Raw genomic sequence first — 17,054 nt, forward strand, 5'->3', positions numbered from 1 at the left:
AAATGACAAAAGAAAAATATGATTTAGTTGTATTAGGCGGAGGTATCGCTGGCTATTCTGCCGCCATCCGAGCGAGTCAACTCGGAAAAACAGTAGCACTTGTGGAAGAAGAAAAACTAGGAGGCACTTGCTTACACCGTGGATGTATCCCTACAAAATCATTTTTAAAATCTGCAGAAATATATCATTATATACAACAAGCTAGTCAATACGGTATTGAAGTAAATGAACCTACTTTCCATTTTGAATCTATACTTAAGCGGAAAGATAAAATCGTTCATCAAATGCATCAAGGCGTTGAGCATTTAATAATGCAAAATAAAATTGATGTATTTAATGGTAAAGGCTGCTTATTAGGGGCATCTATCTTTTCCCCTCAAAGCGGCACAGTATCTGTAGAATACGCATCGGGAGAATCAGAGTTATTGCCAAATGATTATGTTCTTATTGCTACAGGGTCACACCCTATAGAACTTCCTATGATACCCTTTGATCATCATACGGTTTTAAATAGTGATGATATGATGAAACTCACAAACTCACCTGAAAGTATACTGATTATCGGAGGAGGTGTTATTGGGTTAGAGTTTGCACATCTCTTAAACGTTCTGGGCGTAAAAGTCACTATAGTAGAAGCTTCTGAGCGCATACTGATACATGAAAGTGAACAGGTGAGCCGTTTGATGAAGCAAAACTTAACAAAAGAAGGCATTACCATTTTAGAAAATACTGCAATCACAGAAGAAATGATACAACGTTCAAATGATAGCATTACATTTAATCTCGATGAGCCTTTAACTGTCGAGAAAGTTTTAGTCGCTGTTGGCCGTGAAGCGAATACAGATCATATTGGTTTAAATAATACGAAAGTTGAATTATCAAACCGTAAAACAATTCAAACAAACGAATTTATGCAAACGGCTGATGCTCATATTTATGCTGCTGGAGACGTTATTGGGCAATTGCAATTAGCGCATGTAGGGGCTAAAGAAGGGATTATTGCAGTTGAACATATGTTTAACGCACAACCTTTAGCGATAGATTATCACCAAATGCCACGGTGTATTTATACACAACCAGAAGTGGCTTCAATTGGAATGACAGCGAAAGATGCAAAAGCGAAAGGAATTGAAACATCTGTGGTAAAAGCTCCGTTTAAAGCGAATGGTAAAGCGTTAATTGAATCTTTGGATCAACCCCAAGGTTTTGCAGAACTTGTATTTGAGAAAACCTCAAATACATTTTTAGGTGCTTCTCTCGTTGGACCACATGTCACTGAACTTATCAATGAACTCAGCTTATTAAAATTTATGGATGGGTCTGCCATAGAACTCGGAAGTACGGTTCATGCGCATCCGTCAATATCAGAACTTTTAATGGAATTGGGATTAAAATCAGAAAATCAATCCATTCATATTTAGGAACCTTGAGGAGGAGAAGGCAATGAAAGATTATAGAGAAGCCCATCTCACAGTCGAAGATTTAAAAAATATTTATGTAGCCATGGATTTAGGCCGCAAATTAGATGAACGCATGTGGTTATTAAACCGTGCTGGAAAAATTCCGTTTGTGATTAGTTGTCAAGGCCAAGAAGCCACACAAATAGGTGCAGCATATGCGTTACAAAAAGGGGATATTAGTGCACCATATTACAGGGACCTCGCATTCGTGACTTATTTAGGAATGACGCCTTTAGAGACAATGTACTCAGCTTTTGGAAAACGTGATGATATCAGTTCAGGTGGGAAACAAATGCCGTCTCATTTCAGTAAAAAAGAAGTAGGTATAATGTCTCAAGGTTCATCAGTAGCCACGCAAATTTTGCATGCGGTAGGAGCAGCATTATCGCTTAAAATGGATCGTAAATCAAATATCGCATTTGTTACACTTGGGGAAGGAAGTTCGAATCAAGGAGATTTTCATGAAGGTCTTAATTTCGCGGGAGTTCATGATTTACCTTTCATTTGTCTGATTGAAAATAATAAATACGCTATCTCAGTCTCGAAAGAGTTACAATATGGTGCTGAATACTTGTCAGACCGAGCGAAAGGGTATGGTATGTTTGGTGAGACAGTAGATGGTAACGACCCTATAGCTGTATATCAAGCGGTGAAAAAAGCACGTGAACGTGGGGTGAATGGTGAAGGAAGCACATTAATAGAAGCCATGTGTACGAGATTAACTGCACATTCATCAGATGACGATGATCGTTATCGCACAAATGAAGAAAAAACAGAAGATAAAAGCAACGACTGTAACGCTCAATTTAAAAAATATTTAATTGAGGAAGTTAAAATAGATACCGCTTGGTTTGAAGAAATAGAGAAAGAAAATAAACAACATGTACATGAAGCCACTAAACAAGCTGAAGCATCACCTTATCCTGATCCTTCAGAAACGTATACTCATGTTTATGATCAGGAGGGTGAAAAAAATGCCTAAATTAACTTATTTAGAAGCGATTAAAAATGCACTGGATTTAGCGCTTGAAAAAGATGATCAAACCTTTATTTTAGGTGAAGATGTCGGGAAAAAAGGTGGCGTTTTTGGTGTCACAGCTGGCCTACAACAAAAGTATGGCTTGTACCGTGTTTTAGATACGCCTTTAGCAGAATCAAATATCGTAGGTTCAGCGATTGGTGCGGCAATGATGGGAAAAAGACCTATAGCAGAAATTCAGTTTGCCGAATATATTTTGCCGGCGACAAACCAAATTATGAGTGAAGCTGCAAAAATGCGCTATCGTTCAAACAACGATTGGCAAGTTCCCCTTACTATTCGTGCGCCTTTTGGTGGTGGGATTCATGGTGCATTGTATCATTCTCAGAGTATTGAAAGTGTTTTTGCTTCAACACCTGGATTGACTGTCGTTATCCCATCTACGCCATATGATGCAAAGGGATTATTGCTTGCGTCTATTCAATCTAATGATCCAGTGCTTTTCTTTGAACATAAAAAAGCCTACCGTTTATTAAAAGAAGACGTGCCAGAAGAGTATTATACAGTTCCGTTATATAAAGCCGACGTCAAACGTGAAGGAAATGACATTACTGTTTTCACTTATGGTTTAGCAGTGAATTATTCACTTCAGGCTGCAGATTTATTGGCTGAGGAAGGGTTTGATGTTGAGGTTGTAGATTTAAGAACCGTCTATCCATTAGATAAAGAAACAATCATTGAACGTGCGAAAAAAACAGGGAAGTGTTTATTAATCACTGAGGATAATAAAGAGGGTAGTATCATGTCAGAAGTAGCCGCCATCATTGCAGAACATTGTTTGTTTGATTTGGATGCGCCTATTATGAGATTAGCTGGCCCTGATGTGCCTGCCATGCCATTTGCACCACCTCTTGAAGATGAGTTTATGATAAATCCTGAAAAAATTAAAAATAAAATGCGTGAACTCGCAACATTTTAAGGAGGCCTACTATGGAAATTAAAATGCCGAAATTAGGTGAAAGCGTTCATGAAGGGACGATTGAGCAATGGCTAGTTCAAGTCGGAGATACTGTTGAAGAGTACGATCCATTATGTGAAGTGATTACAGATAAAGTGACAGCCGAAGTCCCTTCCTCTTTTTCAGGTAAAATTACTAAAATCCATGTTGAAACGGGTGAAACGATTTCAATAGGTACAGTAATATGCGAAATGGAGGTAGAAGAAGGTGCTTCGCCTACATTAGACACTGATGACAATGAGAAATCCAATAATGAAAATGCTTCTACAAAAAATGGACAGCATTCACTTAACACCCACACAACTGAAGGGTCTAAAAATAACGGACGCTATTCACCCGTGGTATTTAAAATTGCGTCCCAACATCAAATTAATTTAGAAGAAGTTCCGGGAACAGGTTTTGAAGGGCGTGTGACAAAAAAAGATATTGAAGCTTTTATTCAATCAGGGAAAGAACACTTACAGGCCTCAAGTCATCAAAATTCAGAATCAGTTGCCCCGTTAAAAGCCATTGATAATGAAGTTTCATCTTCAAATGAATTAACTTCCATGATTCCAGTCAAAGGCGTAAGACAGCAAATTGCGCAAAAAATGGTTCAAAGCGTTCATGAAATTCCGCATGCCTGGATGAAAATTGAAGTTGATGCGACTGAACTTGTAAAAACACGACAACACTATAAAGATCAATTTAAAGCTAAAGAAGGATATAATCTTACATTTTTTGCGTTTTTTGTAAAAGCCGTTGCAGAAACGTTGCATGAATTTCCAATGTTAAACAGTTCTTGGAAAAATAACGAAATACATGTACATAAAGATATTAACTTATCTATAGCTGTCGCTGCGGAGGACAAACTATTTGTCCCTGTAATTAAAAATGCCGACGAAAAATCAATAAAAGGTATTGCAAAAGAAATCGCAACACTTGCTAAAAAAGCACGTCAAAATCAATTAACCAATGCGGATATGCAAGGGGGGACATTTACTGTTAATAATACAGGTAGTTTTGGCTCTGTAAGCTCTATGGGCATTATTAATCACCCTCAAGCTGCTATTTTACAAGTTGAATCCATCGTGAAGCGACCAGTTGTAATTGATGATATGATCGCTATTCGTCATATGGTAAATCTATGCTTATCCATCGACCATCGAATTCTTGATGGTTTACAAGCAGGACAATTTTTAAACAAAGTAAAATCACGTATTGAACGCTATACGATTGATAGTACACAAATTTATTAATATCGATATATTGAATTGATGTAAAGCCTCTAGTAAAATAAAACTATCTTAGGAGGTTGGTCAAATGGATTTAAACTTTGATTTATATATGAATGATGTTGTGAAGCAAGCACGTAAAGATATGGATATTGCTGGTTATGAACAACTCACTACTGAAGAAGAAGTAAATAGTGTATTTTCAAAAGAAGGAACAACACTTGTGATGATTAATTCCGTTTGTGGTTGTGCTGGAGGAATTGCACGTCCAGCTGCAGCACATGCGCTTCATTACGATGTACTTCCAGATCGACTTGTAACTGTATTTGCTGGTCAAGATAAAGAAGCTACTCAACGCGCTCGTGATTACTTTGAAGGTTACGCACCTTCAAGCCCTTCGTTTGCACTCATGAAAGATGGTAAAATCACAGAAATGATTGAACGTCATCAAATCGAAGGACACGATACAATGGATGTCATCAATCAATTACAACGTTTATTTGACAAATATTGTGAAGAAAAGTAAGGAGCCGTTAAATGTTACGTTTAAATCCCTATAGAATAGGATTTAGAACGATTAAAACTGCGGTCGGTATGGCACTAGGCGTCATTGTTGCTAAACTCTTAGGTTTAGATAATTATGCCTCTAGTGCCATTTTAGTTGTATTATGTATTAAAGATACGAAAATGCATTCTGTTAATGCTATTGTTTCGCGTTTTGTTTCTTGTTTAATTGCCATTGCCTTTGGTGCACTCATTTTTCCGATTTTAGGACAACACGCACTCGTCTTAGGTTTAATCGTTTTATTATTTATTCCACTTACCGTTGTTATTAATATGCAAGAGGGTGTGGTCACAAGTATAGTCATCCTACTACACTTTTTCAATGCCACACATATTAATCTATCCCTAGTCATCAATGAGATATTACTCATTATTGTTGGCTTGTCCATTGCTTTTTTAATGAATGCAATAATGCCAAGCTTAGATAGAGATTTACAAAAATATAAGTATGATATTGAATCACAAATAAAATCTATTTTTTATCAATTTAGTCATGCTTGCGATACTCATGATAATAAGTTAGAAATATCTTTTCATCCACTTAATCAGTCTATTCAAAAAGCAAAATCAATCGCATTTAGAGATGTCAAAAATCATTTTGTTCGTAATGAAAATAGCTATTATCATTACTTCGATATGCGAGAGGATCAAGTTGAAATTTTAAAACGCATTAATCATCATATTCATCATATCGATGCAGATGATCCTATCTCCAGTCGAGTAGCAGAAGTTTTTAGAGAAATGGCTGAAAACGTTAATGAAAACAATTACACAGCACAGCGATTATATTTGGTATACCAAGTTCGACTAGAAATTGATCAAGAACCTTTACCAACAACTCATGAAGCGCTTCATACACGTTCAAGTATGATTCAAATACTATATGATACCGAAGAATATTTAACCATTAAGTCAAAATTCGGAAATTTAAAAATGCATCATGAAGTATAAAATTATAAACCCCTTCACGTTTGATTCAATCACGTGAAGGGGTTTATTAAACTACATACTTAAAATAGGTGCTATACCTGTGAGTATCAATGAAACGATGATAGCAACAAGCATCACAATAACTAAGATTTTTCTTACCTTTTGGTTTAACACAATTGACGCCTCCAACTCATAAAATGACTCATTGTATTTATATACAGTTAAAGCAAATTATAACATTGTGTTTCATGCACCACAACTTTATTTTTACAAGATAATCACAACTTTAGCATTTGAAATGTTTTATAAATACCTTAAAATATAATTATACGAATTTGGGAAGGTGAGAACATGATTAATCAAGAACGATTAGTACAAACATTTATTGAACTCGTGAAAATCGATTCTGAAACCGGTCACGAAGAAAAAATTCAACCTATTTTAAAAGATAAATTTTTATCTTTAGGTTTAGAGGTTAAAGAAGACAATGCTAAAGCACTCACAAACTTTGGTGCTAACAATCTAATTTGTACTTTAAAAGCGAATGAGGATGGACACGATAAAATATATTTCACCTCTCATATGGATACCGTTGAACCAGGTCAAAATATTCAACCTATTATTAAAGATGACGGTTATATATACTCTGATGGTACCACTGTACTAGGTGCAGATGATAAAGCAGGCTTAGCCGTGATTTTAGAAGTTTTGACACTTATAAAAGAAAATAATCTCCCACATGGTCAACTTCAATTTGTAATCACAGTAGGTGAAGAATCCGGGCTTGTGGGGGCCAAAGCATTAGACGCTTCACTTTTAGATGCCGACTACGGATTTGCTATTGATGCTTCTGTTCCTGTAGGCGACATTACAATTGGCGCGCCTTACCAAATGAAAATGCATGCGCAAATTAAAGGTAAAAAAGCACATGCGAGCACACCTGAAGAAGGGATAAGCGCAATTAATATTGCTGCAAAGGCCATTAGCCAAATGAAATTAGGTCAAATTGATGAAGAAACTACCGCCAATATAGGTTCTTTTAATGGAGGAGGCCCAACAAACGTCGTGACTGACCTCGTCAATATTTGGGCTGAGGCTCGCTCCCATGATAAAGCAAAAATAGAGGCTCAAACCCGTCATATGAAAGAGACTTTTATTCAAACTGCCGAACAATTTCAATCTCATGCAGAGGTTACATCAGAGATTGCCTATCCTGGATTTAAAATTGATGAGCGTGAAAAAGTTTACCAAATCGCACAATCTGCATCACTTTCACTCGGATTTAATGCTAATACAACTATAGGTGGTGGCGGATCTGATGGCAACATTATCAATGGGCTAGGAATCCCAACTATAATTTTAGGTGTCGGTTATGAATTTATTCATACAACTGATGAACGAATTTCACAAAAATCTTTAATCGATTTAACGAAATACCTATTAAAAATTATTGAAAGCGCTTAATGAAATCCCTCAAGTGTTTATACTTGTAGAATGTGGTACAATGAGTGCGTAATTGATATTAAGAGAGTTTAGATTAAGAGAGGTAATTATAATGACACAACAAATTGGTGTAGTAGGACTTGCGGTAATGGGTAAAAACCTAGCATGGAATATTGAATCTCGTGGCTATACAGTTTCAGTATTTAACCGCTCATCCGAAAAAACAGACATCATGGTCGCAGAATCAGAAGGTAAAAATATTGTTCCAACATATTCTTTAGAAGAGTTCGTAAATTCTTTAGAAAAACCACGTAAAATTTTACTTATGGTTAAAGCAGGCGCAGCGACTGACAAAACTATTGAAAGTCTTTTACCATTACTTGATAATGACGATATCTTAATTGATGGTGGTAATACAAATTATTTAGATACAATGCGTCGTAATCAAGCATTAGCTCAAAGCGGTATTAATTTCATTGGTACTGGAGTTTCAGGTGGGGAAGTAGGCGCATTAACAGGCCCTTCTATGATGCCAGGTGGACAGCGTGAAGCCTACGATAAAGTTTCACATATTTTTGAGGCCATTGCTGCTAAAGCTGACGATGGAACGCCTTGTGTAACATATATTGGTCCAAATGGAGCAGGTCATTACGTTAAGATGGTTCATAATGGTATTGAATATGCGGATATGCAATTAATTGCTGAAAGTTATTTCATGATGAAACAACTTCTAGGTATGTCCCATGAAGAAATTTCTGAAACGTTTAAATCATGGAATACGGGAGAGCTTGAAAGTTATCTCATCGAAATTACTGGGGAAATCTTCACGAAATTAGATGAATCAGGAGAACCACTTGTCGAAAAAATCATGGATAAAGCAGGACAAAAAGGGACTGGTAAATGGACTTCTATCAACGCATTAGAATTAGGCGCACCATTAACGATTATTACCGAATCCGTATTTGCTCGCTTTATTTCTTCAATTAAAGATCAACGTGTCAATGCCTCTAAACATTTAACAGGTCCCTCTGCTACATTTAAAGGGGACAAAGACGCATTTTTAGAACAAATTCGTCGTGCGTTATATATGAGTAAAATCTGCTCATATGCACAAGGTTTTGATCAAATGAAAGCAGCAAGTGATGAAAATGATTGGAATTTACAATTAGGCGAATTAGCAATGATTTGGAGAGCAGGTTGTATTATTCGTGCACAATTCCTCCAAAAAATTAAAGATGCTTATGATAAAAACAATAAACTTGAAAATTTATTATTAGACGATTACTTTAAAGAGATTGTCAATGAATACCAACATGCATTACGTGAAGTTGTCGCGACTGGCGTACAAAATGGCATTGCGGTACCAGGATTCGCAGCAAGCATTAACTATTTTGATAGTTATCGTACTGCTGATTTACCAGCGAACTTAATTCAAGCTCAACGTGACTATTTTGGGGCACACACGTATGAGCGTAAAGATAAATCAGGCGTTTTCCATACACAATGGACTGAATAATCCTCATAAAATTAAATGCACTTCGTCAATATCCATTGGTGAAGTGCATTTTAAAAATCACGGTCAGTGATAGAGTGATCAACCGTTAGAAGTATAGAACCCAAAAAACCAAGGTGGCTTTTAAAGCAACCTTGGTTTTTAAATGTTTTCTTGTTCAAAAGGGATAGCGAGTTGGATTTTAGTTAATGCATCGTCAAAAGAAAAGTTGAATGGATAAATTTCTAGATATAACGTATTTTTTTCGTAAGGAATTGAAAATTGTAACGTTGTCTCAATATAATGCCACGCTTCAGAAACGACATAGTCGAGCTCACCCTGTAGATTAAATAGCGCATATTGCTTTCGGTCTAAATAACGATACTCTAAATGGGAGGGCATGCGCTCACTCGGGACGCCAACAAAAATTTCCATGCCCTGTTCGAGAGGACATCTCACTACGAATAACTCGTGTGGACTACAATCGTTGTACTTTATCATTTCTTCTATACGGCCATCCGATTTTAAATCATCTAAAAAGTCAGGCACAATAAATGGGTTTTCAAGTGCATTAGAAGAAATGAATCGTGAATATCCCACCATGGCAAAATCTCCAACATCTTCAAGTCGATAAGCAGGGGCTTCTTTTGTCGTTGTTGTCAACTTTAAATATATTTGCGATTGCATATTCAATTGTTCAGATTTGGTTTTAACTTGTAAGGGTGAAACCCCGTGATAGTCACTAAAATCATGTGCAAACGCATTAACATCATCATAGTGATAGCGCTTAGCAATATCAATTAATCTAGTATTACCCTGTTTTAATTCGCGTGCTGCTAATGTTAAACGTCGAGCAGTATAATAAGCGTGAGGGGATAGTCCAACAATCATTAAAAATGTTTGTGATAAGTGATAAGGTGACATTTCAACGTAATCACTTAACTCTTGTAGATCATATGTATCGTATAAATGATCCTCAATATAAACAATCGCTTGCTGTATTTGTTTGATAACGTCCAAAATGGTCACTCCTAAATTGCATTAACGAAAAGCATTCCTTAATCATATATTATAAATCAAAAAGAGCCAAGTATCATCAAAAAAATACTTGGCTCGTTATATATTATTGGATATCGTCCCACCATTTGAAACCATCTCTACTTAATAGTAAGTCACTCTCTAATGGTCCATTGGTACCTGCTTTATAGTTAGGGAATTCTGGTTCAAATTTTGACCATGCTTCAGAAATAGAATCCACAAATTTCCATGTTGATTTTAATTCTTCCCAATGTGTAAAGTTCGTCGCATCACCATTCAATGCATCATATAATAAGTTTTCATAAGCATCCACTGTGTTCATCTTATCTTGAGCACTCATTGCATATGACAGTTGAACAGGTTCAGTTTCAATTCCTTGTACATATTTTTTTCCATTTAAATGTATAGATACACCTTCATTAGGTTGGATATTTATCACAAGTAAATTAGAATCTAAATGTTTATCTCTTTCATAGTACAGATTCATTGGGACTTCCTTAAATTCGACGACAACTTGAATAGATTTACGTTTCATACGTTTTCCTGTACGAATATAAAATGGAATACCCGCCCATCTAAAGTTATCAATCATGACCTTTCCAGAAACAAATGTGGGCGTAACTGAATCTGAAGCCACTTTATCTTCATCACGATAAGCTTTAACTTTTTGACCTTCAATTTCGCCAGTATCATATTGCCCACGTACAAATTGATGTCTTACTTCTTCTGTAGGTAGGATACGTAAAGATTTTAATACTTTCACTTTTTCAGAGCGTATATCATCACTGTGTAAACTAATTGGAGGTTCCATGGCGAGTAGAGCAACCATCTGTAACATATGGTTTTGTACCATATCTTTTAAGGCACCACTGGATTCATAATAACCCCCGCGATCTTCAACCCCTAAAATTTCAGAGGAGGTTACTTGAATATTAGAAATATATTTATTATTCCATAAAGGTTCGAACATGGCATTACTAAAACGTAACACCTCAATATTTTGAACCATGTCTTTACCTAAATAGTGATCGATACGGAAAATTTCTTCTTCTTTAAATGAACGACGGATTTGTTGATTTAACTCTTCGGCTGATTTTAAGTCACTACCAAAAGGCTTTTCAATCACGAGACGTTTAAATCCTTTTGTATGTGTAAGGCCTGAAGATTTTAGATAATCTGTCACTGTTCCAAAAAATTGAGGTGCCATGGCAAGATAAAATAAACGGTTACCCTCAAGTGAAAACTCTTGATCTAAAGATTCACTCAATTGCAGTAAATCTGCATAACTTGCTTCATCGTTGACATCGTGTGGTTGATAAAAAATGTGTTGCATAAATTTATCTAAATGTTTCGTATCTTGGACGTGGGCTTGAATCGAAGCTTTTACTTGTGCTCTAAAATCATCATTCGTCAACTGACGACGTCCGATACCAATAACTGCGATACGATCGTCTAAGTTGTCTTGTTGGAATAAATGAAATAGGGAAGGGAATAATTTTCGGTGACTTAAATCGCCCGTTGCCCCAAAGATGGTAATCAATGCTGGAATTTGCTTTTTAGATTTATTCAAGATTCAAAACCTCAATTCTTATTTTATATCATATTTGTTATTATAAAACATTCCTCTCATTTAGGTCATACAATCTGCATTTTTAATATAGATATTGTCATAAATTCTGTCCCGCTTAGCGACATTTTTATGATACTATAACGCTAAGGAGGCTCACGCCATGGAAATCACGTTTTTTGGAACTAGTGCTGGATTGCCGACAAAAGAACGTCATACGCAATCCATTGCTTTATCACTCGAACCCTATGCCAAAGATATTTGGTTGTTCGATGTCGGTGAGGCTACTCAACATCAAATTCTACATCATTCAATAAAACTAGGTAAAGTTAGTCATATTTTCATCACACATATGCATGGGGATCATGTGCTTGGGTTACCAGGTGTTTTATCTAGTCGATCTTTTCAAGGTGGAGAATCTAAAGCACTTACCGTCGTTGGACCCGTCGGTATAAAAGCTTTTATCGAGAACACAATGACTTTAACACATTCACATTTAAATTATCCTTTACATATTATTGAACTTAATCAACAAATTGATTTATCATTTAATCAATTTCAAGTAAAAGCGATGCCATTGAATCACGGCATTCCTTGCTTCGGTTATCGAATCGAAGCACCAAGTACACCTGGAAAACTAGATGTCGCTCAACTTCAATCAATAGGCATCCCACCTGGACCAATTTATCAACAAATTAAAACTCAAGATACTTTTGAATTTAACGGTCAAATATTTGATGCATCGCCATTTAAAGGGCCTGAAAAACAAGGACCCATTGTTGGTATTTTTGGTGATACTAAACCATGTGACAATCAACTTAAAATTGCTCATAATGCCGATGTCATTGTACATGAATCTACATATATAGAAGGAGATAAGTCGCGTGCAAATAGTTACCATCATAGTCATATCGATGACGTGCTAACTTTGTTAGAACAAGCGCATGTGAAGCATGGTCTTCTTACACATTTAAGTAATCGATATACACTTGAAGACATTCGAAAAATTGAAGAACAACTTAAAGAACAAACATCTTTATCGTTCCAGTTTGTTAAAGATTACGATGCTTACACTTTTTAAAGGTTAAGAGAGTGTCATAACTGCAATGCATTATACACATAGAAAATACATTGCAATTATGACACTCTTTTAAAATATTTCTCGACGATTAGTCATTATCTTCTTGCATTGAAAGCTCGACACTTCGATTCACTGCCGCATTTAAACAGTCTTCAAAAATACCTTCTATGTCATAATCCGATAATTTATTCAAACCTGCTTGAGTGGTACCACCTTTAGACGTAATATTCTTACGAAGTTGCTCTAAACTCAAATCTGAACGCTCAATCATTTTTCCAGTACCAATAATAAGTTCACGAATAGATTCTTCCACTTCTGATTTTTCCAAACCCAACTTAGTTCCTGCGTTCACATACTTTTCAAATACATGATATAAAAATGCAGGACCGCTTCCAGTAATTGCAGTGACTTGATGTAAATGGTCTTCTTTAACTTCAATTGCAGAACCAAATGCATTTATCAGTGACAACACTTCATCTTTAGAACGTGGACCAAAATTACGTGAAAAACTAACACCTGTCACTGAATGACCTACTTGTGCATTTGTGTTCGGCATAATACGTGCAATGGGATTGTCCGGATTCAGCTTCTCTCTTAAATAGCTGATAGGTAATCCCGCCATAATAGAGATAAATTTATTTTTATCATCAATATGATTTTGAATTCTTTCCGCTAATTGGTCAAAATCATGCGGTTTTGAACCAAGAAAAACATAATCCGCATCTTTCAATAAAACTTCATCATCGTAGCTATATTGCACGCCCAATTCACGGTGATAATCTTCTAACATTTGTTGATTGGAACGATTGGTGAGATAAATGTTTTCTGCTGGAATAATTTTTGAACTGATTATCCCCTTAAAAATCGCATTAGCCATGTTTCCAGCGCCATAAAAAACAATTTTCATCTGCATTTCACTTCCTATATCAATAGTCTAAGTTTATATTAACACAAAAAATGTTGCCTACACGTAAAAATAGAGTAAGCAACGAAAAGTTTCGTCATCAAGAATATAAAAATTTGCGTCATTACGATTTACTAATTAAACACATTGTCTATTATTTTTCTGATAACCAAATATAGTTTAATTATAGATAAAATGATGGACTACGTTTAGTTTATGAATCATTGCAGAATATTATTCAATAAGTAGAAAGCCATCAAAATTTACACTCAGATAAATTTTGATGGCAAACTTTTTTAACAATAAAAACTCATTCATATCCCCATCTTTTTTAGATGGTATGTTGTTGGTATTCAAGATTTTTCACCAGTTGTCGTGCTTCTTCTGATGTTTTTGTAGAAATAGGGGTAGCCATTTGTTGAACATTTTCTTTAATTTGTTCAGGCGAACTTGCTCCAGTAATAACGGCTCCTAATACATCAAATGATTTCAGATAGTTGAATGATAAAGCAGCAAGTTGGGGTTCAAGTTCATAGAGTGCCTGAATGGTTTCTTTAAGTTCTTCATATGTGTATTCGAAAATGCCCTCATTAAATTTATGATGAAGTGCTTCTTGATAATTTTGAGTAAGTAACCCTTTGAAAACAGGACCTCGCGCTAAAACTTTAACTTGTTTTTCACTGATTTCTTTTAGAAGGGCCTCAGGACGATTATCAATTAAACTAAATTGCGACATAATTGTTTCAATTTGACTGTGCTCCAAATAATATCGAATGACATTTGGACGAATTGACGAAATACCGTAAGCTTTGACTAGTCCTTCTTGTTTAAGTTCATCAAACGCACTGATTGTTTCCTCAAGCGGATCATCAATCGTTCCTCCATGCAACATATACAAATCTAAATACTCTAAATTTAATCGCTTTAAAGAATGCTTAATATTCTCTTTTATATATTTTTTTGAAGGATCCCAAAACGTTTCGCCGTTGTCCTTTAAATGATTACCTACTTTCGTTCCGATGATGATATCCTCACGATTTTGATAAGGTTTTAAAGCCTTTCCAACAATTTCTTCGTTGACACCTTTATCATATATATCAGCAGTGTCAAAATAGGTGATGCCAGACTCTAAAGCTGTTTCAATTATCGATTGTGCTTTCTGAAAGTCTGTACCTAGGCTCATACAACCAAGACCTATCTCAGATAATTCAAGCCCGCTTTTTAAAGTATTCTTTTGCATAGGACCACACCTTTCGTTAAAATTTAATCATATTCATCATAGCAAAACCACGGGATAATTGAAAAGGAGAGGTCTATTATGAAATTTGAGGAAAAAACATTATCTAAAGAAACAATATATAAAGGTAAAGTCATTGATGTTGAAAAACACTTCGTTGAATTACCAGACCAACAAACCTCTTATCGAGAGATTGTAAAGCACAATGGGGCAGTTGCGATTTGCGCAGTCACACCTGAAAATAACGTATTGTTAGTGAAACAATATCGTAAAGCTATGGAAAAAGAACTGTTAGAAATCCCAGCAGGAAAGCTGGAACCTGGTGAAGACAGAGAGAGTGCGGCAAAGCGTGAGTTAGAAGAAGAAACAGGCTATATTGCAGATTCATTAACACTTATAGGTGAGGTCTATGGTTCTCCTGGCTTTTGTAATGAATTGATTTCTATTTATTTCGCTGATAACTTAAAAAAAGGCAATATGAAACTAGATGAAGATGAGTTTGTTGAGAATATCAATTACACAATGGAAGATATTGAAAAAGCTGTAAACGCTCGATCTATTAGTGATGCAAAAACACTTATCGCTTTCCAGTATCTATTATCAAATTATAATCATTCTAAATAAACAGCTTTTTGGGTTGCTTTTTTTCTCAATTACTGGTAATTTAATACAAGTAATTCATGTACTTAATAATGATTTTAAATTTCAGTAGAGGGGTGAAGCTTCCGTGGAAGATCGTTTAAATCGCGTGAAGCAACAATTACAACAATCTTCATACAAACTTACACCACAAAGAGAAGCAACAGTAAGAGTTTTAATCGAAAATGAAGCAGACCATTTAAGTGCTGAAGACGTCTATTTAAAAGTAAAAGAAAAAGCACCTGAAATTGGTCTTGCAACCGTTTACCGTACACTTGAGCTTTTAGCCGATTTAAAAGTCGTTGATAAAGTCAGTTTCGGCGATGGTGTGGCTCGCTTTGACTTGCGTAAAGAAGGGTCTGAACATTTTCATCATCATTTAGTTTGTATGGAATGTGGACGTGTGGATGAAATTGACGAAGATTTATTACCGCAAGTCGAAGAACGTGTTGAAAAGGAATTTAACTTTAAAATATTAGATCATCGGCTTACTTTTCATGGCATTTGTGAAACGTGTCAGAAAAAAGGAAAAACGAAATAAATCACTTGAAACTAAGCGATGATAAGTAGGTGATTTTTTATGCAAGACGTTGTTGATGAATATTTAAGATTTATTCAAATTGAAAAAGGATTATCAGAAAATACTATTGCGGCTTATCGTAGAGATTTAAATCATTATCTAAATTATTTAGCGGCTCAAAAAATATCAAATCTTGACTTTATTGATCGCCAAATCGTTCAGCAATGGTTTGGTGTTTTGCATGATGAAGGGCGTTCTACGAAATCCATCGCACGATTTACATCTACCATTCGTAGCTTTCATCAGTTTGCTTTGCGAGAAAAGTATGCTGCAAAAGATCCAACAGTTTTAATCGAAACACCAAAGTATGAACGTAAATTACCCGATGTATTATCCATTGATGAAATCGATCTTTTGTTAACGACACCTGAAACTTCTAAAAATAATGGTTATCGTGATAGAACAATGCTAGAGTTGCTATACGCTACTGGTATTCGCGTATCAGAGCTTATAAATATTGAAGTAGAAGACGTCAATCTTTTAATGGGTTTTGTTAAGGTATTTGGTAAAGGTAATAAGGAGCGTATCATTCCGCTAGGAGAAACAGTGATTGAGCTTTTAAAAACATATATAGAGAACGTAAGGCCTCAACTTTTAAAAAAGCAAGTTACACATACTTTATTTTTAAATATGCAAGGAAAACCGTTGACGCGGCAAGGCATCTGGAAAATTATAAAACAAACTGGGGCGAAAGCAGGTATTCAAAAACGACTGACTCCCCATACATTACGACATTCCTTTGCAACGCATTTACTAGAAAATGGTGCTGATTTACGTGCTGTTCAAGAAATGCTCGGGCATTCCGATATTTCGACAACACAATTGTATACACACGTGTCTAAAACTCAAATTAGAAAGATGTATCAACAGTATCATCCACGTGCATAAAACGTTAACTTAATTTATAA

At 35.6% G+C, this 17,054-nt stretch carries 17 protein-coding genes; 12 read left to right on the top strand and 5 right to left on the bottom strand.

Going from position 1 to position 17,054, the window contains the following annotated elements; all coding sequences use genetic code 11:
* The first annotated feature begins 2 nt into the window (after positions 1-2).
* The 6 genes from lpdA (at position 3) to G8Y84_RS03050 (ending at position 6,186) form a co-directional block, all read left to right on the top strand.
* Positions 3-1,421 (top strand): dihydrolipoyl dehydrogenase, encoded by a 1,419-nt coding sequence (gene lpdA / locus G8Y84_RS03025; protein ID WP_165806105.1) that lies wholly within the window; start codon positions 3-5, stop codon positions 1,419-1,421.
* 22 nt (positions 1,422-1,443) lie between these two features.
* Positions 1,444-2,442, top strand: a complete 999-nt coding sequence (locus tag G8Y84_RS03030) for a thiamine pyrophosphate-dependent dehydrogenase E1 component subunit alpha (RefSeq protein ID WP_037573846.1) — start codon at positions 1,444-1,446, stop codon at positions 2,440-2,442.
* Positions 2,435-3,418, top strand: a complete 984-nt coding sequence (locus tag G8Y84_RS03035) for an alpha-ketoacid dehydrogenase subunit beta (RefSeq protein ID WP_037573844.1) — start codon at positions 2,435-2,437, stop codon at positions 3,416-3,418. Before G8Y84_RS03030 ends, G8Y84_RS03035 begins: the two co-directional genes overlap by 8 nt.
* Before the next feature lie 11 nt (positions 3,419-3,429).
* On the top strand, positions 3,430-4,695 hold the full coding sequence (locus G8Y84_RS03040; protein ID WP_103159088.1) for a dihydrolipoamide acetyltransferase family protein: 1,266 nt from the start codon (positions 3,430-3,432) through the stop codon (positions 4,693-4,695).
* Between the two features lie 64 nt (positions 4,696-4,759).
* Positions 4,760-5,197 carry a bacilliredoxin BrxB gene (brxB, locus tag G8Y84_RS03045; protein WP_037573840.1) on the top strand — a complete coding sequence of 146 codons (438 nt, stop codon included), beginning with the start codon at positions 4,760-4,762 and terminating at the stop codon, positions 5,195-5,197.
* Between the two features lie 11 nt (positions 5,198-5,208).
* Entirely contained in the window at positions 5,209-6,186 is a 978-nt protein-coding gene (locus G8Y84_RS03050) for an aromatic acid exporter family protein (RefSeq protein ID WP_037573838.1), read from the top strand.
* 51 nt (positions 6,187-6,237) lie between these two features.
* Here G8Y84_RS03050 and prli42 read toward each other — a convergent pair whose 3' ends face one another.
* Complete coding sequence (gene prli42 / locus G8Y84_RS03055) at positions 6,238-6,339, bottom strand: stressosome-associated protein Prli42 (RefSeq protein ID WP_150130324.1); 102 nt, start codon at positions 6,337-6,339, stop codon at positions 6,238-6,240.
* Between the two features lie 177 nt (positions 6,340-6,516).
* Here prli42 and G8Y84_RS03060 point away from each other — a divergent pair, with 177 nt between their 5' ends.
* Positions 6,517-7,629 (top strand): tripeptidase T, encoded by a 1,113-nt coding sequence (locus G8Y84_RS03060; RefSeq protein WP_037573836.1) that lies wholly within the window; start codon positions 6,517-6,519, stop codon positions 7,627-7,629.
* 91 nt (positions 7,630-7,720) lie between these two features.
* On the top strand, positions 7,721-9,124 hold the full coding sequence (gene gndA / locus G8Y84_RS03065; RefSeq protein WP_037573834.1) for an NADP-dependent phosphogluconate dehydrogenase: 1,404 nt from the start codon (positions 7,721-7,723) through the stop codon (positions 9,122-9,124).
* Positions 9,125-9,262: 138 nt separating this feature from the next.
* Here the strand turns inward: gndA and G8Y84_RS03070 are convergent, their stop codons facing one another.
* Positions 9,263-10,120, bottom strand: a complete 858-nt coding sequence (locus G8Y84_RS03070) for an AraC family transcriptional regulator (protein ID WP_037573832.1) — start codon at positions 10,118-10,120, stop codon at positions 9,263-9,265.
* 103 nt (positions 10,121-10,223) lie between these two features.
* Positions 10,224-11,708 carry a glucose-6-phosphate dehydrogenase gene (zwf, locus tag G8Y84_RS03075; protein WP_037573831.1) on the bottom strand — a complete coding sequence of 495 codons (1,485 nt, stop codon included), beginning with the start codon at positions 11,706-11,708 and terminating at the stop codon, positions 10,224-10,226.
* A gap of 160 nt (positions 11,709-11,868) precedes the next feature.
* On the opposite strand from zwf, the gene rnz reads away from it, so the two are divergent.
* On the top strand, positions 11,869-12,786 hold the full coding sequence (gene rnz / locus G8Y84_RS03080; RefSeq protein WP_037573830.1) for a ribonuclease Z: 918 nt from the start codon (positions 11,869-11,871) through the stop codon (positions 12,784-12,786).
* An 88-nt stretch (positions 12,787-12,874) separates the two neighbouring features.
* Here rnz and proC read toward each other — a convergent pair whose 3' ends face one another.
* Entirely contained in the window at positions 12,875-13,693 is an 819-nt protein-coding gene (gene proC, locus G8Y84_RS03085; protein ID WP_037573829.1) for a pyrroline-5-carboxylate reductase, read from the bottom strand.
* A gap of 328 nt (positions 13,694-14,021) precedes the next feature.
* Positions 14,022-14,930, bottom strand: coding sequence for an aldo/keto reductase (locus G8Y84_RS03090; RefSeq protein ID WP_165806106.1), 909 nt, complete (start codon positions 14,928-14,930; stop codon positions 14,022-14,024).
* A gap of 78 nt (positions 14,931-15,008) precedes the next feature.
* Between G8Y84_RS03090 and G8Y84_RS03095 the strand changes: the two genes are divergently transcribed.
* The 3 genes from G8Y84_RS03095 to xerD all read left to right on the top strand — a co-directional run bounded on the left by G8Y84_RS03095 (position 15,009) and on the right by xerD (position 17,034).
* Entirely contained in the window at positions 15,009-15,551 is a 543-nt protein-coding gene (locus G8Y84_RS03095) for an NUDIX hydrolase (protein ID WP_103159478.1), read from the top strand.
* Between the two features lie 103 nt (positions 15,552-15,654).
* The gene (gene fur, locus G8Y84_RS03100; RefSeq protein ID WP_103159477.1) at positions 15,655-16,107 is read left to right on the top strand and encodes a ferric iron uptake transcriptional regulator; all 453 of its coding nucleotides are present in this window, start codon (positions 15,655-15,657) and stop codon (positions 16,105-16,107) included.
* A gap of 39 nt (positions 16,108-16,146) precedes the next feature.
* Positions 16,147-17,034, top strand: coding sequence for a site-specific tyrosine recombinase XerD (xerD, locus tag G8Y84_RS03105; protein WP_103159476.1), 888 nt, complete (start codon positions 16,147-16,149; stop codon positions 17,032-17,034).
* The last annotated feature ends 20 nt before the right edge of the window (positions 17,035-17,054 follow it).

Source organism: Staphylococcus sp. 11511212, from assembly GCF_011394755.1.
Lineage (GTDB): Bacteria > Bacillota > Bacilli > Staphylococcales > Staphylococcaceae > Staphylococcus > Staphylococcus chromogenes.

Excerpts from the sequence above, each read along its gene's own strand:
- lpdA (WP_165806105.1), top strand. The coding sequence starts at position 3 with ATGACAAAAGAAAAATATGATTTAGTTGTATTAGGCGGAGGTATCGCT.
- G8Y84_RS03030 (WP_037573846.1), top strand. The coding sequence starts at position 1,444 with ATGAAAGATTATAGAGAAGCCCATCTCACAGTCGAAGATTTAAAAAAT.
- G8Y84_RS03035 (WP_037573844.1), top strand. The coding sequence starts at position 2,435 with ATGCCTAAATTAACTTATTTAGAAGCGATTAAAAATGCACTGGATTTA.
- G8Y84_RS03040 (WP_103159088.1), top strand. The coding sequence starts at position 3,430 with ATGGAAATTAAAATGCCGAAATTAGGTGAAAGCGTTCATGAAGGGACG.
- brxB (WP_037573840.1), top strand. The coding sequence starts at position 4,760 with ATGGATTTAAACTTTGATTTATATATGAATGATGTTGTGAAGCAAGCA.
- G8Y84_RS03050 (WP_037573838.1), top strand. The coding sequence starts at position 5,209 with ATGTTACGTTTAAATCCCTATAGAATAGGATTTAGAACGATTAAAACT.
- G8Y84_RS03060 (WP_037573836.1), top strand. The coding sequence starts at position 6,517 with ATGATTAATCAAGAACGATTAGTACAAACATTTATTGAACTCGTGAAA.
- gndA (WP_037573834.1), top strand. The coding sequence starts at position 7,721 with ATGACACAACAAATTGGTGTAGTAGGACTTGCGGTAATGGGTAAAAAC.
- rnz (WP_037573830.1), top strand. The coding sequence starts at position 11,869 with ATGGAAATCACGTTTTTTGGAACTAGTGCTGGATTGCCGACAAAAGAA.
- proC (WP_037573829.1), bottom strand. The coding sequence starts at position 13,693 with ATGAAAATTGTTTTTTATGGCGCTGGAAACATGGCTAATGCGATTTTT.
- G8Y84_RS03090 (WP_165806106.1), bottom strand. The coding sequence starts at position 14,930 with ATGCAAAAGAATACTTTAAAAAGCGGGCTTGAATTATCTGAGATAGGT.
- G8Y84_RS03095 (WP_103159478.1), top strand. The coding sequence starts at position 15,009 with ATGAAATTTGAGGAAAAAACATTATCTAAAGAAACAATATATAAAGGT.
- xerD (WP_103159476.1), top strand. The coding sequence starts at position 16,147 with ATGCAAGACGTTGTTGATGAATATTTAAGATTTATTCAAATTGAAAAA.